Below are 22,131 nucleotides of genomic sequence, written 5' to 3' on the forward strand. Positions count from 1 at the left end.
CATCTATTTTAAGATTCGTTGTTTATGGTTGTCTGACAGGTGTACAAGTTCCTGTCAGAGGTGCTGTATATATGACGTAATATATTATAAATGAGTCTCTAAACTAAAAATTAACTAAGTATTGTTACATTGTTTCAATTATAAATTATCGGATGTAAGTTCTTTGGGGGAATATATATACATATTATCATATGGGTTGATTAAAATTCCCTCCAGTATTATACTGGGATATATCAGGCTTAGTAATGGATTTGTACCGGTCGTTTGCTCGCATATTTTACACAACGCACCAACTGTTATTTTAAGACACCTTGTGTGAGAGTTCACTTAATTTGTTGCGTAGCTCGTATATGTTTGCTATATTTGCGCTATTAATAACAAGCTAAAACCGAAAGACAATGATTAATTTCCTGAATGCAGCCCCTGCACAGCCCGAACCGGGTTTCATGCAGCAGTACAGCTTCCTCATCATGATTGCACTGATGGTGCTCGTGCTCTGGCTCTTCATGTGGCGTCCCGAAGCCAAGCGCCGCAAGCAGATGCAGGAGTTCCGCAACGGCCTGAAGAAGGGCGACAAGATTATCACCGCCGGCGGTATCTACGGCACCGTGAAGGAGGTGAAGGAGACGTCGCTGCTCATCGAGGTCGACAGCAACGTCACGCTGCGCATCGACAAGAACATGGTCGTAGCCGACAACTCCGACCTGCAGCAGCAGCGTTAACGGCACCCGTGTCGAAGCATATCCCCTTCCGAACGCGCTTCGGAGGGGGATTCTTTATCTGCCTTACCGGCTCACCAGTCCGGACCCGCCCGGTCCGTCATTTCCAGATTTCAACGATTCAACCGCACGTCAGCGCCACACCAGAGGCCGCAGGATTGCCGCGGGATTGCCGCGCTCCAAGGGACCTCGCCCCGAAGCCATGCCGCGCGGAACATTCACACACAACGACATGCTCAAACACCTCTCCTACCCCACCGTGGGCACCTGCTCGCGACAAATCGACATCGAAACCGACGGAGACGTCATCCGCAGCGTGACCTTCACGGGCGGGTGCCACGGCAATACGCAGGGCATCGCCTCGCTGGTGCGGGGCATGAAGGTCGAGGAGGCCATCGCCCGGCTCGAGGGCATCGACTGCCACGGCAAGGGGACCTCGTGCCCCGACCAGCTGGCCCGCGCGCTGCGGCGCATGCTCTGACGGGGCAGCCGCATGCCGGAGCCAACCCGGCAAAAGTCGCTCCGGCGCGCTGCAAAATCGGGACACGGTCCGCTCCGATTGGATATTTTTTACTATCTTTAATCCATCATCGGAACCACTCCCGCAAAACCCCGCACCCATGAAACGACTGCTCCTGCTGATTTTTCTCGCCGGGCCGCTGCTGAGCCCTGCTCAAGAGCCGGACAACACCCCCATGAGATACGATTTCCATGCGGCCTCGGAGTATACGCAACAAAGCGACTCCCTCCTTATCACCACGCATCAGGGAAGGCGGCTCTTCTTCGACACCGATGGCAATTCGTACATTCCAAGAAAAGCATTCATCGAAAAATACGGCCGTGAGAATTTCCGGCAACTCGTCGACTTTGAGAACGAGCGAATCCGCGCAAAGCGGCAAGAGGAGGAGCGTCTCGAACTGGAGCGGACCAAAAAATTAGCCATCCGGAAAATCGAGAAGCCGGATATCTACGAATCCCTATCGGAGGTTCGCAATGAATACTACGAAATACTCGATGCCCTGGACGGTGAGGTGGACGGAGCGATTGATTATCCGAAAGCCGCCCAATTCTTCCGCGACCACTTTGCAGGCATCGATGCGAACGGGAATATCTCCACGACAACCGTTATCGGCTGTCCCAATCTGAGCAAAAACAACATATACATCCAGGCCCACTCCTGGTTTGTCAACAGCTTCAATTCGGGCAAATCCGTCATCCAGTTCGACGACAAGGAGGCCGGCACAATCCTCGCCAAAGGTTATCTGCGCGACATCGCCTTGTATGCACCGTTTGGCAAGCAATACGGTATCAGCGCCCGGGTACTCTTCAGAATCGACATCAAGGAGGAGCGGGCCCGCATCATCATGACCATTCAGGAGTACGACATCGCCGTCTCGAACGGACGGGGCAGCTCGCTGCAGGGAACGGCGGCCGCTTCGAACCGCACCTATCGACCGGACCTGGTCTACCCGTTCAACGACAATCCCGACCTGCTGCCCAACGAGGCCGGAGCAAAGGCCTATTGCGCAAGCTGCCTCTACCTGATTGCCATGAAAAACCGGCTCGACCGGGCCATCAATGCGGGAATCATCGGCATCGACATGAACGACAACTGGTAACGGTTCATCCCCTGACAGCGGTCTTTGGCCTCACTCTCCCGGGAGAGGCATTTCGGAACGGATTTTGAACGTAGGCGTTCGTTACCAAAATTCGTTCTGACCATGTATTTTCTCTGGTATCTGCTCATTGGTCTGGTCGCCGGATGGCTGGCCGGACTCATCGTCAAGGGTCGCGGCGCGGGGTTCCTCGTCAATCTCGCCGTCGGCGTTATCGGCGGCCTGCTGGGCGGCTGGCTCTTCTCGTTGCTGGGGCTCGTCGCCGTGGGAACGCTCGGAAGCCTGCTCACTTCGCTGGCCGGAGCCGTCGTGCTGCTGTGGCTCGTCGCGCTCCTCACACCCCGCAGCCGCAAAGAGCGCTCCGACCGCTGACACGCCCGCGCCCGCACTACCGGCCAACCCGCCGCCCGCCGTTTCGCCGCTTCGCCGCACGGCACGGGCAGAGCCGACGGAAGGACCTCCACACCGCGAACGAAACGCACGGCACGGCCTGCCCCGAAAACGAGCCGTCCAAAGCATCTCCGCACCGAAAGCGAAAGCCGGGAACCTCCAAAAACGGAGCCGTTCGAAGCCTCCCCGCCCCGCGAACGGAGCGCATGGCACGGTCTGCCCCGAAAACGGAACCGCATGGAAGGGCCCGCCTCCAAAACGGAACGGTCCAAAGCCCCCCCGCCCCGCAAGCGGAGCGCACGGCACGGGCAGAGCCGACGGAAGGACCTCCACACCGCGAACGAAACGCACGGCACGGCCTGCCCCGAAAACGAGCCGTCCAAAGCATCTCCGCACCGAAAGCGAAAGCCGGGAACCTCTGAAAACGGACCGCACAAAGCCTCCCCGCCCCAAGCGCGAAGGCCGACCCCTGAAAACGCGGAAAACCCGCTGCTGAACAGCGGGTTTTCCGTTTGGTTGAGCTACCAGGATTCGAACCTGGAATTTCAGAACCAAAATCTGACGTGTTACCATTACACCATAGCTCAATCCGAGCTCGAAAGCGACTGCAAAGATACGTAAAAAACGGGAAAATCCAATTTTGAACATAAAAATAGCGGAACGGAGAAAAAAGATTCTCCCTTTTTGGTTATTTTTGCGGCGATGAGAAAATGGCTGGTCATATGCGGCATGCTGCTCTGCGCGGCGCTTCCGCCCGCGGCCCGGGTCATCCGGGCATCGCTGGAAGCCGGCCGCACATGCGCCATACTGCGTGCGGCTCCCGCCCGCGATGCGGAAGAGGAGCGCCACGTGCCCCTCTTTGCCACACCTCCGACCGGAGTGCTTGCCGCCACGGGCTCAGCCGAAAATTCGGACCACCGCCACGACACGCGGCTGCCCGTCACCCAGACGGCGCCGACGCATCGTCCGGCCGCAGCCCTGCGCGACCTGCACCGCCTCACCACACGCGACCGCTACGACCACGCGCAGCCCCTGCTGCTGCGCCCGGCCGACCGCTATGTCTTCGCCCTGCGGCACATCGTGATTTAGCGGACGCGCGCAAGAGAGCGGACCGACGCTCCGGTGCAACGCCCCGGCAGTCGTCCGCACGGACCGCCCCCGGCCTGCGGTCCGACAGGCCCCCTCCCCTTCCGCCCCAACAGAGCGGAGCGACGATGCCGGCCGAACTCCGAAGGCCGGCCAAGTATAACGTAAGTAAAAAGACCATACGAAATGATTCCAACCATGATTCTGCTCTTCGTGATAGGCTACGCCTTCATCGCGCTGGAGCACAAAATCAAGGTGGACAAGGCGGCCATCGCACTGCTCATGTGCGGAGCCATCTGGTCCGTCTTCAGCCTCTTCGGCCACGACGCGAACATCGCCCACGAGTTGATTGACCATCTGGGCGACACGTGCGAAATTCTGATTTACCTCATCGGTGCCATGACCATCGTCGACCTCATCGACTCCCACGGAGGCTTCGGCGTCATCACCGACCACATCACCACCCACAACAAGCACAAGCTGCTCTGGCTGCTGGCCATCATCACCTTCTTCATGTCGGCGGCGCTCGACAACATGACCACCACCATCATCATGGTGATGCTGCTGCGGCGCATCATCGCCAACCGCAAGGAGCGCTGGCTCTTCGCCAGCATCATCGTCATCGCGGCCAACAGCGGCGGCACATGGTCGCCCATCGGCGACGTGACGACCATCATGCTCTGGATGCGCGGCAACGTCACCTCGCAGGCGCTCATGGGCTCGCTCTTCCTGCCGGCACTCATCTCGACGGCCATTCCGACGGCCATCGCCGGGCACTACATCGCCCGCAAGAAAACCTCGATGATGGAGCCCGCAGCCGCCGAAAACAGCCTGCCCAAGGGCGTGGGGCCCCGTCTGAGCAAGTTCGTCCTCGTGGTCGGCATCCTCAGCCTGCTCTTCGTGCCGGTCTTCAAGAGCATCACCCATCTGCCCCCCTACATGGGGATGATGATTTCGCTGGGCGTGATGTGGGTGCTCACCGAAATCATCTACGACAAGAAGCGCGGCATCGAGGAGTCCATCAAGAACCGCGTATCGAAGGTGCTCAAGCACATCGACATGCCGACCATCCTCTTCTTCCTCGGCATCCTGATGTCGGTATCCGCGCTGCAGAGCGCCGGCATCCTGACCGAGGTGGCCCAGTTCCTCGACAAGAACATCCACGAGGTCTTCACCATCACGGGCATCATCGGCCTGCTCTCGTCGGTCATCGACAACGTGCCGCTCGTGGCGGCCTGCATGGGCATGTACCCGATTGCCGACGCCGCAACGGTTGCCTCGAGCATCGACCCCGCCTACATGCAGTCGTTCCTCCAGGACGGCGTCTTCTGGCACCTGCTGGCCTACTGCGCCGGCGTGGGCGGCAGCATCCTCATCATCGGCTCGGCAGCCGGCGTCGTGGCCATGGGACTTGAGAAGATTACCTTCTCTTGGTACCTCAAACGCATCACCTCGCTGGCGCTGATTGGCTACGTGAGCGGCATCATCGTCATCCTGCTCGAGCATCTGCTCATCGGGCTCTGATTCCCGCGCTCCACAAGACGAAAAGGGAAGCGCATCGCTGCGGCGATGCGCTTCCCTTTTTTCGTTGCGGGCGGACGGCGGGGCCGCGCCCCGGACGGCAGCCGGCTGCTGCTTCTAAACCATGAAGGCGGCCGGCTACTTGACCTTGGCCATGAAGCGGGTGCGGTCGACCACGAAGCGGACGTGCACCCCCTCGCCAATCATCCCCTCGGCGTCGCGGGCCCCCACGTTGAAGGTGAGCTTGCGCCCCTCGACGGCCGTCAGCACGGCCGTGGCCGTGATTTCGGCTCCGAGGCCCGAGGGCTTGATGTGGGTGACGTTCATCTCGGCGCCGACGGTCGTGGCGCCCTCCTCCAGCTCGGCCGCCACGGCCTTCATCGCGGCATGCTCCATGAGGGCCACCATGGCGGGGGTGGCGAATACGGGCAGGTCGCCCGAACCCATCGCGGCGGCCGTATTGGCGTCGCATACCGTGGCGACGCTCTGTGCAGACAATCCCTTTTCCAGCATAATCTTAATCGGATAATCGGTTTGGTATGATGGGGACAAAGATAGCATTTACTCCCGAAAAAACGAACCGCCGTCGGAGGGTTGCCGCAATGCCCGGCCAGCGGCGACGGCCCCGGCGGGAAAGGGGGCCTGAAAAAATAAATGGAGGGCAGCATCCGTTTATCGTAAAAAATGTAATTTTGTGCATGCGCCCGCTCCGAATGACATACCTGCTGACGGCACTCCTGCTCGCCGCCCTGCTGCTCCCCCTGGAGGGGGCCGGGCAGCAGCGCCACGGCTTCTGGCACCAGGAGTGGAGCATCGACCACGGCGACTCGATTCCGCTGGTGCACATCCTCCCGGTCTACGTCTTCAACCGCAAGGTCGACCTGCGGCGCTACCGCCGGCTGGTCGACGCCGTGAAGAAGGTCTACCCCATCGCCCAGACGGCCAAGGCCAAGATGGCCGACATGGAGGAGGAGCTGAGCCGCCTGCCGACCAAGAAGGCGCAGAAGGAGTACATCCGCCGCGTCTACCACGAAATCAAGGAGGAGTATACCCCCGTGCTGCGCCACATGACCCGCACGCAGGGGCGCGTGCTGCTCAAGCTCATCGACCGCGAAACCGAATATACGGCCTACGAGGTGCTGCGCGAATTCCGCGGCGGCTTCGTGGCGGGCTTCTGGCAGGGGGTCTCGAAGGTCTTCGGGCAGGACCTCAAGTCGCAGTACGACCGCGAGGGCGAGGACCGCATGATTGAACAAATCGTGGTCTACTACGAGGCCGGCTGGCTCTGAGCCGGCCCGTCGGTCGGTTTGCCCGGCGAAATTTCGGGAATCCGCACTTTTTCACTATCTTTGCCTGCAAAACAAGCAACACCACACCACCATGTTTGAAAACTTAACCGACAAACTCGAACGGTCGTTCAAGATTCTCAAGGGCGAAGGCCGCATCACCGAAATCAACGTCGCCGAGACGCTCAAGGAGATTCGCCGTGCGCTCATCGACGCCGACGTCAACTATAAGGTCGCCAAAAACTTCACCGACGAGGTGAAGCAGAAGGCGCTGGGACAGGATGTGCTCAAGGCGGTGAAGCCGGGGCAGATGATGACCAAGATTGTCCGCGACGAGCTGGCGCAGCTCATGGGCGGCACGGCCACCGACATCCGGCTCGAGGGTACGCCGGCCGTGATACTCATCGCCGGTCTTCAGGGTTCGGGTAAGACGACCTTCTCGGGCAAGCTCGCCGCGATGCTCAAGAGCAAGCGGGGCCGCAAGGTGCTGCTGGTGGCGGGCGACGTCTACCGTCCGGCGGCCATCGACCAGCTGAAGGTGCTCGGCAGCCAGATTGGCGTCGAGGTCTACACCGAGGAGGGAAACCGCAATCCGGTGGAGATTGCCCAGCACGCCATCCAGCATGCGCGTCAGAACGGCTACAACGTGGTCATCGTCGATACGGCGGGCCGTCTGGCCGTCGACGAGGCGATGATGCAGGAGATTACGGCCATCAAGGCGGCCGTCAAGCCGTCGGAGACGCTCTTCGTGGTCGACGCCATGACGGGTCAGGATGCCGTCAACACGGCCAAGGAGTTCAACGACCGCCTCGACTTCGACGGCGTGGTGCTCACCAAGCTCGACGGCGATACGCGCGGCGGTGCCGCCATCTCGATTCGCGCGGTGGTGGACAAGCCGCTGAAGTTCATCTCGAGCGGCGAGAAGATGGATGCGCTGCAGGTCTTCCACCCGGAGCGCATGGCCGACCGTATTCTGGGCATGGGCGACGTGGTTTCGCTCGTCGAGCGGGCGCAGGAGCAGTTCGACGAGGAGGAGGCGCGCCGGCTGAAGAAGAAGCTGGTCAAGGACCAGTTCAACTTCAACGACTTCATCGCGCAGATTCACCAAATCAAGAAGATGGGCAACCTGAAGGACCTCGCCTCGATGATTCCGGGCATGGGCAAGATGCTCAAGAACGTCGACATCCCGGACGATGTCTTCAAGCAGACCGAGGCGATAATCTCGTCGATGACGCCGGCCGAGCGCGAGCACCCCGAAATCATCAACGCGCGGCGCAGGGAGCGTATCGCCAAGGGTTCGGGCACGACGATGGCCGACGTGAACCGGCTGATGAAGCAGTTCGAGGATACGCGCAAGATGATGAAGGCCGTAGCGGGCGGCAACATGAAGATGCCGAAGATGCCGAAGATGCCCGGCGGCATGCTCCGGCGGCGGTAACGCAGGAGAGATACGAAGACAACGGGGTCCCCGCCGAATACGGTGGGGCCCCCTTTTTTATGCAACTGCGGAACGGGGCCTTCGCCTTCTGTCCGAGCTCCCGCAAGAGCCGGAGACGACACACGGGTCGGGGCCAACGTCCGGTCCGGGAGGTTAATTTTTGCCAATCATAGGAATAATCGAGATTAATTCCTACCTTTGGAAGTCAAAAACCGCAACCCCATGCACAAATCGGGCTTCGTCAACATCATCGGAAATCCCAACGTCGGAAAGTCGACGCTCATGAACGCGCTCGTCGGCGAGCGCCTCTCGATTATCACCTCCAAGGCCCAGACCACGCGCCACCGCATCCTGGGCGTCGTCTCGGGCGACGATTTCCAGATTGTCTACTCCGACACGCCGGGCATCCTCAAACCCGCCTACAAGCTGCAGGAGTCGATGATGAAGTTCGTCACGGGGGCCGTCTCCGACGCCGACGTGATTCTCTACGTCACCGACACCGTCGAGCAGAGCGACCGCTCGGCCGACATCCTCGAGCGCATCCGTACGAGCGGCATCCCGACGCTGGTAGTCATCAACAAAATCGACCTCACGACCCCCGAGGCGCTCGAGGCGCTCGTCGAGCGGTGGCACGGCATTCTGCCCGAGGCGGAGATTGTCCCCGTCTCGGCGCGCGAACGCTTCAACATCGAGGGGCTCTTCGGCAAAATCCTCGAGGTGCTGCCCGAAGGACCCGCCTTCTACCCCAAGGATACGCTCACGGACAAGACCCTGCGCTTCTTCGCCTCGGAGATTATCCGCGAGAAGATTCTCCGCACCTACGACAAGGAGATTCCCTACTGCTGCGAAATCGAAATCGAATCCTACAAGGAGGAGCCCGCCATCGACCGCATTGCGGCGACGATTTACGTCTCGCGCGAGTCGCAGAAGGGCATCGTCATCGGCCACAAGGGGGAGAAGCTCAAGCGCGTGGGGCAGCTCGCGCGCGAAGACCTCGAGAAGTTCCTCGACAAGAAGGTCTTCCTGCAGCTCTTTGTCAAGGTGAGCGACGACTGGCGCAACAACGAGCGTCAGCTGCGCCGCTTCGGCTACGAGCTCGAATAGCGGCGGATGCGCCCCGGGCCGGGGCCGGCAAGCGGAGGACGGAGGTCAGCAGACGGCAGACGGTGAGACCCCCGAAGGGGCGGAACAAGAGAAGAGACCGGACAGGAGCGGGCGCCGGAAAAAGGCCCCGAAGATACGGAGCGCGGAAATCCCGCCCGGAACGGAATACGAAAAAGGGGCCCAGGCCCGTTAGAAACGACAGGGAGAGACAGGAAGAACATGCGTAGATTCATCACAGGACTCATCGGAGCGCTTCTGCTCGGTTGCTGCATGCAGGCCCGTGCCCAGTACAACAAGGAGTATTTCTTCTGGATGGGGCAGCGCTGCATGATGGAGAACAACTATCAGGAGGCGATTCGAACGCTCAACACCCTGCTGCGCTTCGACGAGGATGCCTTCGAGGGGTACTTCCTGCGGGGCATCGCCAAATACAACCTCGACGACCTGATTGGCGCCGAGGCCGACTTTTCGACCGCCATCCGCAAGAATCCCGTCTATACGCAGGCCTACACCTACCGGGCCCTCACCCGCTCGCAGCTGGGCAACTACGACGATGCGCTGAAGGATTTCCAGGAGGCCATCGAACTGCGGCCCGACCTCCCGGCACCCTACTTCTACCGCGGCATCACGCGGCTGCAGGACAAGCAGTATGCCCTGGCGGTGGAGGATTTCGACAAGTTCATCCGCCAGGAGAACAAGGTGGCCGGCGCCTACATCAACCGCGGCATCGGCTACCTCTATCTGAAGGATACGGTACGCGCCTACGAGAACTTCGACCAGGCCATCCGCACCAACCGCGAGAATCCCGACGGCTACAACCACCGGGGCACGCTCTACATGCAGCAGGAGCGCTACAAGGAGGCCGAGGCGGACTTCAACCGGGCCATCTCCTGCGACTCGGCCTACGTCCCCTCGTACTTCAACCGGGCGCTGGTCTACTCGAACACCAACCGCCCGATGCTGGCGCTCTCGGACTTCGACACCGTCGTGCGGCTCGACTCGACCAACTCGCTCGGATACTTCAACCGCGCGATGCTGCGCGCGCAGATTGGCGACTACAACCGCGCACTCGAGGATTACGACCACGTGGCGCTCTACTCACCCAACAACGTGCTGGTCTACTACAACCGCGCGGGGGTCTACGCCGAGCTGGGTGAAATCGAGAAGGCGGTCCAGGACTACACCTCGGCCATCGAGCTCTACCCCGACTTTGCGAACGCCTACCTCCACCGCGGCTCGCTGCGCGAACTGCTGCGCGACCCCAAGGGGGCCCGCGAGGACCGCGACATCGCCAGCCGCAAAATCGCCGAATACCGCTCGCGGCTGAGCGACAGCACCTATTCGATTTACGCCGACACGACGCAGCGCTTCGACCGCCTGCTCTCGTTCGACAGCAAGCTCTCGGGCAGCGGCCGCATCGGCGGCTACAACGGCAGCGAAGAGGACATGCGCCTGCTGCCGCTCTTCAAGTTCACGCTCATGGAGCCCGACACGGCGCCGGTGGCACGCCCCTACCACGTGCAGCGCGCCGAGGACTTCAAGCGCCGCATCGGCAACCGCTACCTCGAGGTGTCGTGCCGTCCGAGCAACATCCCGGCCGATACGCTCGTCATGCTCGACCAGCGCTACCTGCAGGAGCTGCGCAGCAGCACCTCCTCGTCGTGGACGCTGCTCTTCGAGCGGGGCGTCACGCAGTCGCTCATCAAGCAGTACACCAACTCGGTGAACACCTACACGAGCGCCATCGACCTCAACCCGGCCAATCCGTTCCTCTACTTCAACCGGTCGACCACGCGGGCCGAGATGATTGACTTCATCTCGTCGATTGACAACTCCTACCAGCGGATTTCCATCAACGCCGACCCGGCCAACCGGCTCAACAACAACAGCAAGCGCACGTACAGCTACGACGAGGCCATCGCCGACCTGAACAAGGCCATCAAGCTCTTCCCCGACTTCGCCTACAGCTACTACAACCGCGCCACGCTGCAGGCCCTCTCGGGCAACCTGCCCGAGGCCTTCGAGGACTACACGAAGGCCATCGAGCTCAACCCCGACTTTGCCGAGGCGTACTACAACCGCGGCATCGTCCAGATTCTGATGAAGGATACGCGCAAGGGGTGCCTCGACCTCTCGAAGGCGGGCGAGCTGGGCATCGATGAGGCCTACCGCATCCTCAAGCGCTACGCACAGGGCGAGGAGGAGTGAGGCGCCGCGGCAGAGGGCACGGAAGAGAACAGCACGAAAACGACAGGAAAGACAAGAAAGACAGGAAAGACGGAAAAAAGACAGCAATGACAGCAAAGAAGACTTAGAAAACATCCAATAACACAACTCGACTTATGGTAGAAACTATCCAACGCAAACTCAACGACTCGGCGGCCGCCCGCTGGACGGCACTGGTGCTCATCGCACTGATGATGTTCTTCGCCTACATGTTCGTGGACGTGATGTCGCCGCTCAAATCGCTCGTCGAATCGGCCCGTGGCTGGGACAGCGGAACCTTCGGAACCTACGCCGCATCGGAGTACTTCCTCAACGTCTTCGTCTTCTTCCTCATCTTTGCGGGCATCATCCTCGACAAGATGGGCATCCGCTTCACGGGCATGCTCTCGGCCTCGCTCATGGTGGCCGGTGCGGCCATCAAGCTGGTCGGCATCTCGGAGTGGTTCCAGACGACCGAGCTCTGCGCCTGGCTCGACAGCTGGTGGGTATCCTTCCCCGGCAGCGCCAAGGTCGCCTCGCTGGGCTTCATGATTTTCGGCTGCGGCTGCGAGATGGCCGGCACCACCGTATCGAAGTCCATCGCCAAGTGGTTCCAGGGCAAGGAGATGGCCCTCGCCATGGGACTTGAGATGGCCATTGCCCGTCTGGGCGTCTTCGCCGTGATGTGGCTCGCGCCGATGGTTTCGAACATGTTCGACAAGTCGATTGTCGCCCCCGTGGCCTTCTGCACGGCGCTGCTGGTCATCGGTCTGCTCTGCTTCAGCGTCTTCGTGCTGATGGACCGCAAGCTCGACCGGCAGATGATTGCCTCGGGCGAGCTGAAGCTCGAGAAGTCCTCCGACGAGGAGTTCCACGTGCGCGACCTGGGCAAGATTTTCTCGAGCAAGATGTTCTGGCTCGTGGCGCTGCTCTGCGTGCTCTACTACTCGGCCATCTTCCCCTTCCAGCGCTATGCGCCCAACTTCCTCGAGGTGACGCTGCACATCGACGCCGAATCGGCCGCACGGCTCTTCAGCTGCTTCCCGATTCTGGCCATGGTGCTCACCCCCTTCCTCGGTGCGCTGCTTGACTTCCGCGGCAAGGGTGCCACGATGCTCATGATTGGCGCCGTTATCATGATTGCCTGCCACCTGAGCTTCGCCTTCCTGCTGCCGATGTTCCCCTCGAAGTGGCTGGCGCTGCTGCTGGTGGTCACGCTGGGTGTCTCGTTCTCGCTCGTGCCGGCCGCCCTGTGGCCCTCGGTGCCGAAGATTATCGACGAAAAGGTGCTCGGCTCGGCCTACTGCGTCATCTTCTGGATTCAGAACATCGGCCTCTGCCTCGTGCCGCTGCTCATCGGCAAGGTACTCGACGCTACGGGCGGCTACGTGATGCCGATGGTCATCTTCTCGTCGTTCGGCGTGCTGGCCTTCATCTTCAGCCTCTACCTCAAGATTGAGGACCGCCGCAAGGGCTACGGACTCGAACTTCCGAACATCCGCAAATAGCCGCTGCCGCTCCAACGCAAACGAAAGAGCCCTCCTCCCCGTGCGGGAAGAGGGCTTTTTCCGTATTGATTGATGTGGTCGGGGTGCGGAGCGGCTGGCGGTCTCCAGTCTCCACACCCGCCCGCGGCCCCATCGCGGGGTCACTTCGGGGAGGAGACGATGCGATAGAGCTCCGTGATGCGGTTGCACATCTCCTCCCACGAGAAGCGGCGCCGCTCCTCGAGGCAGTTCTCGCGGAAGCGCGCGAGGGCATCGCCCTCGTACATGCGGCCGATGGCTGCGGCAACCCCCTCGGCCGTCGGCGGGCAGACATACCCCACCCTGCCGTCGGGGACAATCTCGGGAAGGCCTCCGACGGCCGTGACGACCATCGGCGTGCAGAACTGGTAGGCAATCTGCGTCACGCCGCTCTGCGTGGCGCTCTTGTAGGGCTGCACGACGAAGTCGGCCGCCGAGAAGTAGTACTTCACCAGCTCATCGGGGATGAAGTGGTCGTGGAGCAGCACCTCCCCCTCGAGGCCGCTCTCGGCAATCTGGCGGATGTAGCGCTCGCGCGGGGCGTAGAACTCGCCGGCGACGAGCAGCCGGCGCGACGCGGTCTGCCCCGCATCGCGCAGCCGGCGCCACGCCTCGAGCAGCAGGTCGAGCCCCTTGTAGTCGCGAATCAGCCCGAAGAAGAGGACGTAGCTCAGCTGCGGGTCGAGCCCCAGCCGCACGCAGGCCTCGCCGCGGTCGGTGCGCGAGCCGAAGTTCTCGAAGAGGGGGTGGGGCGAGAAGAGCGCCGGGGCGGAGGTATACTCCTTCAGCTCGCCGTGGACCTGCTCCGACATGTAGACGAAGCCGTCGACGGCCGAGAGGAAGTAGCGGTTGAAGGGGCGGTCGACGAAGTGGTGCTCGTGCGGCTCGACGTTGTCGATTTGGCAGAGCACCTTCGTATGGCCGTTGCGCCGCGCCAGGCGGGCGATGGTTCCGAAGCAGGGTGCCATGAAGGGGGTCCAGTACTTGAGCAGGATGAAGTCGGGGGCCTCGCGGCGCAGGCTCCACCCCTCGCGGAGCCAGTTGAAGGGGTTCACCGTGTTGACGCAGCGGCGAATCCGCAGGTCGGCCGGCGCGGGGGTCGTGAGCGTCTGGCTCTTGCCGGGAAAGAGCAGCGAGGGGTACTGCACCGTGAAGGTCCTGATATCGACCTGATTGCCCCGCTGCTGGAAGGTGCGGGCCATGATTTCCATGATGGAGGCCAGACCTCCCCGGAAGGGATGGGCCGGGCCCAGTACGGTAATCTTCATAGGCGGCGTGTGTGGTTGGCTCGTGGAGCGGCCGGCGGCACCGGGGCCGAGACCGTTCCGATGCAAAGATACGAAAAATCGGGTCCTCCGCTGCCGGAGGCCCGATTTTTTCACACGCCCGGGGAGGGGCGCAGACGAAGGCGCAAAAACAGATGCCGGCGCGGGCACAGACTCGGCTGCGGGGGCTCGGGGGCCGGGCACAAACTCCGGCTCGGGCACAGGTGCAGACACCGCCCGGGCTCGGGCCGGGCTCCTGCTCGGATTCGGACACCGCCCGGGCTCGGGCCGGGCTCCTGCTCGGATTCGGGTGCTGTCCGGGCTCAGGCCGGGCTCCAGCTCGGATTCGGGTGCCGCCCGGACTCGGACGCCGCACCTGTTACTGCTCCACGGCCACCGGATGCCCCATCTGCTCGGCCTCGCGACGGCTCGCCGCCACCGACTGCAGCGCCAGGTAGTGCTCGCCGTAGTCGAGCAGGTGCTGCAACTCGGCGCGGAAGGCGTCCAGATGGCGCTCCTCCTCGGCCACGGCCCGCTCGAAGAGGGCCCGCGTTGCGGCATCCTTCTGCTCGCAGGCGATGCGCGCCGCCTCGTTGTAGCTCGCCACGGTGTTCTGCTCGAGCTGCATGGCCAGACGCAGCATCTCGAGCGGCTCGACCAGCGGCCGGGTGCGGAACGAAGGGTTCATCTCGACGTCGCCCCCCAGAAAGAGAATCCGCTCGGCGAAGAGCTCGATGTGGCGCATCTCGGCGATGGCGACGCGGTGCATCAGCTCGGAGAGGTAGCGGTAGCGCGCATCCTCGAAGTGGACGTGGAAGTAGATATACTGCAACGACGAGGCAATCTCCTTGCCCACGGCGTCGTTGAGCAGCCCGATGCTTACCCGCTGGCTGCTGTTGCGGGTTTCGGTTGTCGTCTCCATACGAAAAAGGTTTTGCACCCGTTGCGGTGCAAAACCCGTTCCGTATTGTTTGTCCGATGCCGCCCGACGCCGCTTTTTTACGCGCATGCCGCGCAAGCAGCGCCGCCTGCGGAGCATCGACGCACGCTCCCGTCTGTCCGACCTGCGCTTACGCCCCTGTTCGCTCCCCGTCGCGCGCTGGTTCGCGTTCTTGTTCGCGCCCCGCCCGCGCTCTGGTCTGCGCCCCGGTTCGCGTCCGTGCCCTTATTACTTGTGCTCCGGTTCGCGCCAGGAAATGGCTGCCCGCACGGCCGCCTCGCCCGCCTCGTTGCGGATTTCGAAGAGCGTCTCCCCCTCGCGCGTCTGGCACCCCACGCGGAGCAGCTCGCCGTAGCGGCACTCGTGCAGGAAGTGGATGTCGAGCCGCATCCCCCCGTCGCGGGCGAAGCACTCGACGGGCAGCATGTCGAGGCACATCTCGATGTAGCGCATCGTATTGACGTGGCGGTTGAAGTCGATGTCACTGTAGACCACGCGGTGCTCGACGAAGCGCTCGGGCTCGACCGAGCGGATTTTGCGGGGCTTCTCGGCCGGCGACGGCGCGTCGACAATCGCCTCGTTGTGGGCGCGTCCCACCCACGAGAGGTCGACGGCCGTACGCGTCGTGAGGTCAATCATCGCCCACTGCGTGACGGCCCGCGCGAATTCGTGCCCCGAGGCGTCGCTGAGCGTAAAGTTACGCGTCGAGAGCACCCGTCCGTACTCGTTAATCCACGTGGCGACGGTGTAGTCGGTATACTGCTGCGGGCGCTCGTCGACCTCGATGGCCATGCGCGAGAGGACCCACGAGTGGTTGTCGGCATTGAGCGCATCGACGCCGAAGCCCTTGCCATGGGCGTCGGCACCCGCCACGTTGAGGATGGAGACGCCCAGCGCCGGGAGCGTCGCCCGCAGGGTAAAGTCCACATCCTGAGGCTCGACCCGATATGAATAGAAGGATTTCTGACCCATTTGTCCGAATGCGTTTTGGTTCACACGTCGGAACAAAGATACATAAAATCTCTGGAATAACCTCGAAAAACGGGTGAAATGACACTAAACGACTTAATATCAGAGTTGTTACGGTGTCAAATGATGACAAGCCGAAAAAGCGGAAAACGCAAAGAAAAGCGGATTTAAGAAGAAGAATGGTTTGCAAATCATTACCCGTGAAAGAGTAAGATTTAACATATGGGAGATGCTATTGCACCGTTTGTCACCGATTTGCATATCAAGGTCTAACTCGTTGATATTTAACTTTGCAAACAAAAAAAAAACGAGTATGGCAAGAAGTACATTCAAAGTGCTGTTCTACGTGAACGGCAGCAAGGAGAAAGACGGTATTGTCCCCATCATGGGACGAGTGACAATCAACGGTACTGTGGCACAGTTCAGCTGCAAGCAGACCATCCCGAAAACCCTTTGGGATGCGAAAGGCAACCGAGCCAAAGGCAAGAGTGCCGAAGCACGGAACGTCAATCTGGCATTGGACAACATCAAGGCGCAAATCATCAAGCACTATCAGCGCATATCCGACCGAGAGGCATACGTAACGGCTGAAATGGTGCGCAATGCCTACCAAGGGGTAGGAAGCGAGTATGAGACACTGATAAAGGCTTTTGACAAGGATTGCGCCAACTTCCTGAAACGTGTCGGTAAAGACCGCAGCATCGGCACGTACAAGGTCATGGTAAGGGCAAGGAACTATGTCGCAGCCTTTATCAAGTCATTCTACAGACGGACGGACATGTCCATGCTGGAACTTACACCCGACTTCATCAAGGAGTTTGCGGCTTATCTTACGGCTGAACGGGGACTGAAAAACGCCACCATCTGGCTGAACTGCATGTGGCTGAAAGGGGTGGTCATGCGTGCGCACTATAACGGACTGATACCGAGAAATCCGTTTGCGCAGTTCCATATCAGCCCGAATGTTAAGGAACGGGAGTATCTGACAGAGGACGAAATCAAAAGAATCATGGCGCACGAGTTTGACAACCCCACCCTCGCATTGGTGCGGGATCTGTTTATTTTCGCCTGTTTCACCGCCTTGTCTTTCGTGGATATGAAAGAACTCACAACGGATGAAATAGTGGAGGTGAATGGTGAGAAATGGATATTGTCGAAACGGCACAAGACAAATGTCCCGTTCCAAGTGAAGCTGCTGGATATTCCCTTGCAGATAATCGAACGGTACAAGTATCTGTCGGAAGACAAGCTGGTTTTCGGGAAAATCAACTATTGGACGATGTGCAAACAGCTGAAAAAGGTAATGGCGGAATGCGGAATAGAGAAGCAAATCTCCTACCATTGCGCTCGTCATACGTTTGGAACACTGGCTCTTAGCAAGGGGATGCCCATTGAAAGCGTGAGCCGTGTTCTGGGACACACGAACATTGTCACGACTCAAATCTATGCGAAGATAACCACGCAGAAACTTGACANACCGAGTTACTTGAAAGCAATTCAAGGTAGAACGCAGCAGATTGTACCGTTGCCAAGTCATTACCTCAAAAACGGGTAATTATCCCAAAGTCCTTTGTATAAGGTACTAACAGAAGTTTTCCAGAATTACGAAAAAAGCGTGCCGCGGCGAAAAAAAATCGACCGCCGGGGGCCGCCCTCCGCCGTGGCCGTCCGGTCGGCCGACTCCCCGCACACCCCCCGGACAGGAGCTCCGGACGACAAAAATTATCGAAAAACGATAAATATTATTTGTTTTTCAAAAAACTAATTGTACATTTGCAAAAAAGAAACCCACACACGTACCGCACATGCAGAACAAGCGACGACTCTACAAGCATCTGATGATTATCTACGTCTTCTACTTCGTGGCGCTGGTCATCGGCTTCCTTTCGACCATCGCCCCGAGCTTCTCGTCGGGCTGGCGCGAGGCACAGCAGACGATGGATACCGACTTCACGCAGGGCGACGTGCGCACCTACTACGTCTACGCACCGCTGCGCGCCTCGGGCTCGGAGCTGCCCGCCGTCGAGGGGGTCGGTGCGAACACCTCCGTCTCGGTGGACAACGTCCGGCTGCGCGTCACCGTGCCCGAGAAGTACACGGTCTCGAACTCCCTCAAGGTGATGGCCAACAACGGCTTCGCCTACCTCCTCTCGATGCTCACGGGGGTAGCCTATCTAGCGGTCTTCATCCTCATCGCCCTCATCATCAACTCGCTGCGCAAGTCCATCCGCGACGAGCAGCCGCTGCGCCACGGCAACATCGGCCGCACGCGCGCCATCGGCATCCTGATGCTCGTGGCCGCGCTGAGCGAGTCGTTCATGAAGTACATCAACATCCGCGAGGCCGCCACGCTGCTTCAGGGTTCGGCGCTGCAGGTCGACACCACCTTCCCGCTCAACTACTGGAACATCATCGTCGGCATCCTGATGCTCTTCATGGCCGAGGTGCTCGTGGTGGGCACGCAGCTGAGCGAGGAGCAGAAACTGACCATCTAACCGCACGCAAGAAAATGATTTTCACGGATATATATACGAATAACACAAGGGGGGGGGTATGGCGATAATCATCAATATTGATGTCATGATGGCCAAGCGCAAAATCTCGCTCGGAGAGCTTGCCGAACGGGTGGACATCACGCCGGCCAATCTTTCGATTCTCAAGAACGGCAAGGCCAAGGCCGTCCGCTTCTCGACGCTCGAGGCGATTTGCCGCGAGCTGGAGTGCCAGCCGGGCGACATCATCGAATACCGCCCCGAACCGGCCCCGAACGAGTAAGACGCCGCAGCTGCGGCCTGCAACGAAACAGACGAAAAACCACTTAATACCAACACTATGAAAAAACTGACAATGCTCCTCGTCGCCCTGACGGCAACGGCGAGCGTCATGGCCCAGGGGCCCATGACTCCGATTCCGGCCGATCCCGAGCTGCGCACGGGCAAGCTGGACAACGGCATGACCTACTACATCCGGCACAACGAAAAGCCGAAGAATCAGGCCGATTTCTACATACTCCACGACGTGGGCGCCATCCAGGAGGAGGACTCGCAGCAGGGTCTGGCACACTTCCTCGAGCACATGGCCTTCAACGGCACGAAAAACCTGCCCGGCAAACAGATGATTGAGTATCTGGAGACCGTCGGCGTGAAGTTCGGCTACAACCTCAACGCCGGAACGACGTGGGACTACACCTGCTACAACATCTCGGACGTGCCGACCCAGCGTCAGGGTGTCATCGACAGCGCCCTGCTCGTCCTGCACGACTGGTCGCACTTCATCGCCCTGCGTCCCGAGGAGATTGACTCGGAGCGCGGCGTCATCATGGAGGAGCTGCGTACGCGCGACGGCGCCTCGTGGCGTTCGACCATGAGCATGCTCCAGGCGCTGGGCAAGGGTACGCTCTACGAGCACCGCAACCTGATTGGCTACCTCGACGGCCTGAAGAACTTCCACCACGACGAGCTGGAGAAGTTCTACACCTCGTGGTACCGTCCCGACTACCAGGCCGTGATTGTCGTGGGTGACGTGGACGTCGACGCCATCGAGCAGAAAATCAAGACGCTGATGGCCGACATCCCGGCTCCGGCGGCCGACGCCCCGAAGAAGGCCGAGATTGTCGTTCCCGACAACGAGGAGCCCATCGTCAGCATCTTCACCGACCCCGAGATGCAGGGTTCGCGCGTACAGCTCTTCATCAAGCGCCGCGCACTGCCCGAGGTGATGAACAACACCGTGCAGGCCGAGATGCTGGACGTCATCAACTCCTACATGACGGTCATGGAGAACGCCCGTCTTGAGGAGCTCCGCATGAAGCCCGACGCACCGTTCCTCGGCGCCGGCATGGGCTCGGGCGAGGTAGGCGTCATCCCGACGCTCGACGCCACGATTTTCACCGCCGCAACGCAGGACGGAGCACTGGCCCGCGGCTTCGAAGCGCTCTATACCGAGCTGGAGAAGATGCGCCGCTACGGCTTCACGCAGGGTGAGTTCGAGCGCGCCCAGGAGACCCTGATGCGCGACGCCGAGCGCAGCTACGCCAACCGCAACGACCGCACCAACGAGGAGTATGTCGAGGAGTATCTGGCCAACTACCGCAGGAATTCGCCCGTACCCGACGCCAAGACCGAGTGGCAGCTCGACAGCATGCTCATCCGCAACATCACGGTCGACGCCGTGAATGCCGTGGCACAGCAGTTCATCACCCCGACCAACCAGGTCATCTTCGTCACGGCGCCCGAGAAGGAGGGCATCACCAACCCGACGGCCGAAGAGCTGCTGGCCATCCGCGACAAGGTCATCTCGTCGGAGGTCGAGGCCTATGAGGACAACGTGGTCAAGGAGCCGCTGATTCCCGAGGGAACCAAGCTGAAGGGTTCGCCCGTCAAGAAGACGACGACCGACCAGACACTGGGCACCACCGAGTGGACGCTGGCCAACGGCACGCGCATCGTCGTGAAGCCCACGACGTTCAAGGCCGACGAGGTGCGCATGAGCGCCACCGCCAAGGGAGGTCTCTCGCTGCTGAGCGACGAGGAGTACTACATGGGTGAGATGATGCCGAGCATCAACGCCATGTCGGGCATCGGCCGCTTCTCGGCCACGGAGCTCCGCAAGCAGCTCTCGGGCAAGTCGGCTTCGGTGCAGAACAACACCTCGGAGTATGCCAGCACCATCAACGGCAGCTGCTCGCCCAAGGACCTCGAGACGATGCTCCAGCTGCTCTACCTCGACTTCACCTCGCCGCGCTTCGACCAGAACGACTACAACACGCTCATCAACACGCTCAACGCACAGCTGGCCAACGTGGAGTCGAACCCCGACTACCTGGCCCAGAAGCGCTTCCTCGAGGTAAGCTACGGCAACAACCCGCGCCGTCAGATGATTTCGCAGGAGCTCGTCTCGAAGTTCGACTTCGCGAAGCTGCCCGCCATCTACGAGAAGCTCTACCCCAATGCCAACAGCTTCACCTTCATCTTCGTGGGCAACGTCGACCTGAAGACACTCAAGCCGCTGGTCGAGAAGTACATCGGTTCGATTCCCGCCTCGAAGAAGACGAACTTCGTCGACGACAAGGCTTCGGTGGTCAAGGGCGACGTGACGGAGGACTTCCGCGTGGCGATGCAGCAGCCGAAGGTCAACGTGCACTACCTCTTCTCGGGTGATATGCCCTACACCTTCAAGAACAAGCTGGCGCTGACGTTCCTCACGCAGGCGCTCAACGCACGCTACCTCGTCTCGATTCGCGAGGAGAAGGGCGGCACCTACGGCGTGCAGGTCTACGGCACGACCGACTACATCCCGGCCGAGCGCTACGAGATGCACATCAACTTCGACACCAACGAGGAGATGGCCGACGAGCTGCGCGAGATTGTGATGAAGGAGCTCCGGCAGATTGCCGACAACGGCCCGCTGACCGAGGATATCGAGAAGACGCGCGAGTTCCTGCTCAAGAACTGGCAGAACACGCTCGAGCAGAACGGCAGCTGGATGGGTTACCTCCAGTCGAAGTACGGCAGCGGTCTGGACTTCGTACGCGAATACAAGAGCGCGGTGGAGGCTCTGACCAACGCCGACGTGCAGGCCATGGCCCGCAAGGTGCTTGAGGACGGCAACCTGGTGAAGGTCATCATGCGCCCGGCTCCTGACGAAGAGAAGTAATCCACCGCATGCTTGGGGAGGCAGCCTCCCGAGCACTTCGGAACTCAACTCCGGACCCCTCTTTTGGGGGCCCGGAGTTTTTTTTGCGCAGATACGGCAGCAGGGGCCGGCCTGAATGCAGCGGGGACAGGAGCCGGGAGCGGGAACGGGTCGTGCCGGGAGCGGGGACAGGGACGCGCCGGGAGCGGGAACGGGTCGTGCCGGGAGCGGGGACAGGGACGCGCCGGGAGCGGGAACGGGAACGTGCCGGGGAAAGAGCGCCGGGGCGGGGACAGGAGCGGAAGCGATTAAAGGCCGTCTCTTTTACACATCTCCGAGCCCACGAGAACGTACTAGAACTCGTATTCCGTCTTATTTTTGGAAAAATAAAAAATCATCGACCTTTTGTCGATTATCACACAACATCACATT

At 60.5% G+C, this 22,131-nt stretch carries 19 protein-coding genes and 1 tRNA gene; 15 read left to right on the forward strand and 5 right to left on the reverse strand.

The features are described from left to right. The first annotated feature begins 398 nt into the window (after window positions 1-398). The 4 genes from yajC (at window position 399) to C8267_RS03955 (ending at window position 2,707) form a co-directional block, all read left to right on the forward strand. Window positions 399-722, forward strand: a complete 324-nt coding sequence (gene yajC, locus C8267_RS03940; RefSeq protein ID WP_199792071.1) for a preprotein translocase subunit YajC — start codon at window positions 399-401, stop codon at window positions 720-722. Between the two features lie 229 nt (window positions 723-951). Continuing rightward, entirely contained in the window at window positions 952-1,200 is a 249-nt protein-coding gene (locus C8267_RS03945; protein ID WP_106634158.1) for a TIGR03905 family TSCPD domain-containing protein, read from the forward strand. A 139-nt stretch (window positions 1,201-1,339) separates the two neighbouring features. After that, window positions 1,340-2,338: a DUF4468 domain-containing protein gene (locus tag C8267_RS03950; protein WP_106633756.1), complete on the forward strand. Its 999-nt coding sequence runs from the start codon at window positions 1,340-1,342 to the stop codon at window positions 2,336-2,338. A 102-nt stretch (window positions 2,339-2,440) separates the two neighbouring features. Next, on the forward strand, window positions 2,441-2,707 hold the full coding sequence (locus tag C8267_RS03955; protein ID WP_106633757.1) for a GlsB/YeaQ/YmgE family stress response membrane protein: 267 nt from the start codon (window positions 2,441-2,443) through the stop codon (window positions 2,705-2,707). Between the two features lie 531 nt (window positions 2,708-3,238). Here C8267_RS03955 and C8267_RS03960 read toward each other — a convergent pair. After that, window positions 3,239-3,312 (reverse strand) — tRNA-Gln (locus tag C8267_RS03960). Window positions 3,313-3,409: 97 nt separating this feature from the next. Here C8267_RS03960 and C8267_RS03965 point away from each other — a divergent pair. Both C8267_RS03965 and nhaD read left to right on the forward strand, forming a co-directional pair. Further along, complete coding sequence (locus C8267_RS03965) at window positions 3,410-3,814, forward strand: hypothetical protein (RefSeq protein WP_158699700.1); 405 nt, start codon at window positions 3,410-3,412, stop codon at window positions 3,812-3,814. 183 nt (window positions 3,815-3,997) lie between these two features. Further along, window positions 3,998-5,335: a sodium:proton antiporter NhaD gene (nhaD, locus tag C8267_RS03970; RefSeq protein WP_199792072.1), complete on the forward strand. Its 1,338-nt coding sequence runs from the start codon at window positions 3,998-4,000 to the stop codon at window positions 5,333-5,335. Window positions 5,336-5,470: 135 nt separating this feature from the next. On the opposite strand, the gene C8267_RS03975 is transcribed toward nhaD, so the two are convergent. Beyond that, a complete protein-coding gene (locus C8267_RS03975) occupies window positions 5,471-5,845 on the reverse strand; it encodes a thioesterase family protein (protein WP_087362155.1) in 375 nt (124 codons plus the stop codon). Between the two features lie 185 nt (window positions 5,846-6,030). Between C8267_RS03975 and C8267_RS03980 the strand changes: the two genes are divergently transcribed. The 5 genes from C8267_RS03980 (at window position 6,031) to C8267_RS04000 (ending at window position 12,873) form a co-directional block, all read left to right on the forward strand. Next, window positions 6,031-6,621 carry a DUF4294 domain-containing protein gene (locus C8267_RS03980; protein WP_234025687.1) on the forward strand — a complete coding sequence of 197 codons (591 nt, stop codon included), beginning with the start codon at window positions 6,031-6,033 and terminating at the stop codon, window positions 6,619-6,621. Between the two features lie 91 nt (window positions 6,622-6,712). Next, on the forward strand, window positions 6,713-8,056 hold the full coding sequence (gene ffh / locus C8267_RS03985) for a signal recognition particle protein (protein WP_087362157.1): 1,344 nt from the start codon (window positions 6,713-6,715) through the stop codon (window positions 8,054-8,056). A gap of 222 nt (window positions 8,057-8,278) precedes the next feature. Then, window positions 8,279-9,160 carry a GTPase Era gene (gene era / locus C8267_RS03990; protein WP_106633759.1) on the forward strand — a complete coding sequence of 294 codons (882 nt, stop codon included), beginning with the start codon at window positions 8,279-8,281 and terminating at the stop codon, window positions 9,158-9,160. Window positions 9,161-9,379: 219 nt separating this feature from the next. Next, complete coding sequence (locus C8267_RS03995) at window positions 9,380-11,368, forward strand: tetratricopeptide repeat protein (protein ID WP_087362159.1); 1,989 nt, start codon at window positions 9,380-9,382, stop codon at window positions 11,366-11,368. A 134-nt stretch (window positions 11,369-11,502) separates the two neighbouring features. Next, entirely contained in the window at window positions 11,503-12,873 is a 1,371-nt protein-coding gene (locus C8267_RS04000; RefSeq protein WP_199792073.1) for an MFS transporter, read from the forward strand. Between the two features lie 140 nt (window positions 12,874-13,013). On the opposite strand, the gene C8267_RS04005 is transcribed toward C8267_RS04000, so the two are convergent. The 3 genes from C8267_RS04005 to C8267_RS04015 form a co-directional block, all read right to left on the reverse strand. Next, window positions 13,014-14,159 carry a glycosyltransferase gene (locus tag C8267_RS04005; RefSeq protein WP_106633760.1) on the reverse strand — a complete coding sequence of 382 codons (1,146 nt, stop codon included), beginning with the start codon at window positions 14,157-14,159 and terminating at the stop codon, window positions 13,014-13,016. A 376-nt stretch (window positions 14,160-14,535) separates the two neighbouring features. Then, a complete protein-coding gene (locus C8267_RS04010; protein WP_106633761.1) occupies window positions 14,536-15,078 on the reverse strand; it encodes a ferritin-like domain-containing protein in 543 nt (180 codons plus the stop codon). Between the two features lie 246 nt (window positions 15,079-15,324). After that, entirely contained in the window at window positions 15,325-16,068 is a 744-nt protein-coding gene (locus tag C8267_RS04015; protein ID WP_106633762.1) for an acyl-[acyl-carrier-protein] thioesterase, read from the reverse strand. Window positions 16,069-16,378: 310 nt separating this feature from the next. On the opposite strand from C8267_RS04015, the gene C8267_RS04020 reads away from it, so the two are divergent. The 4 genes from C8267_RS04020 (at window position 16,379) to C8267_RS04035 (ending at window position 21,720) form a co-directional block, all read left to right on the forward strand. Next, on the forward strand, window positions 16,379-17,620 hold the full coding sequence (locus C8267_RS04020; protein WP_234025688.1) for a site-specific integrase: 1,242 nt from the start codon (window positions 16,379-16,381) through the stop codon (window positions 17,618-17,620). A gap of 250 nt (window positions 17,621-17,870) precedes the next feature. Beyond that, window positions 17,871-18,560 carry a DUF2975 domain-containing protein gene (locus C8267_RS04025; RefSeq protein WP_087362163.1) on the forward strand — a complete coding sequence of 230 codons (690 nt, stop codon included), beginning with the start codon at window positions 17,871-17,873 and terminating at the stop codon, window positions 18,558-18,560. Between the two features lie 58 nt (window positions 18,561-18,618). Then, window positions 18,619-18,840, forward strand: coding sequence for a helix-turn-helix domain-containing protein (locus tag C8267_RS04030; RefSeq protein ID WP_087362164.1), 222 nt, complete (start codon window positions 18,619-18,621; stop codon window positions 18,838-18,840). A gap of 57 nt (window positions 18,841-18,897) precedes the next feature. Beyond that, window positions 18,898-21,720 (forward strand): M16 family metallopeptidase, encoded by a 2,823-nt coding sequence (locus C8267_RS04035; RefSeq protein ID WP_442778175.1) that lies wholly within the window; start codon window positions 18,898-18,900, stop codon window positions 21,718-21,720. The last annotated feature ends 411 nt before the right edge of the window (window positions 21,721-22,131 follow it).

Origin of the sequence: Alistipes sp. Marseille-P5061, from assembly GCF_900290115.1 — a bacterium.
Taxonomy (GTDB): domain Bacteria; phylum Bacteroidota; class Bacteroidia; order Bacteroidales; family Rikenellaceae; genus Alistipes; species Alistipes excrementigallinarum.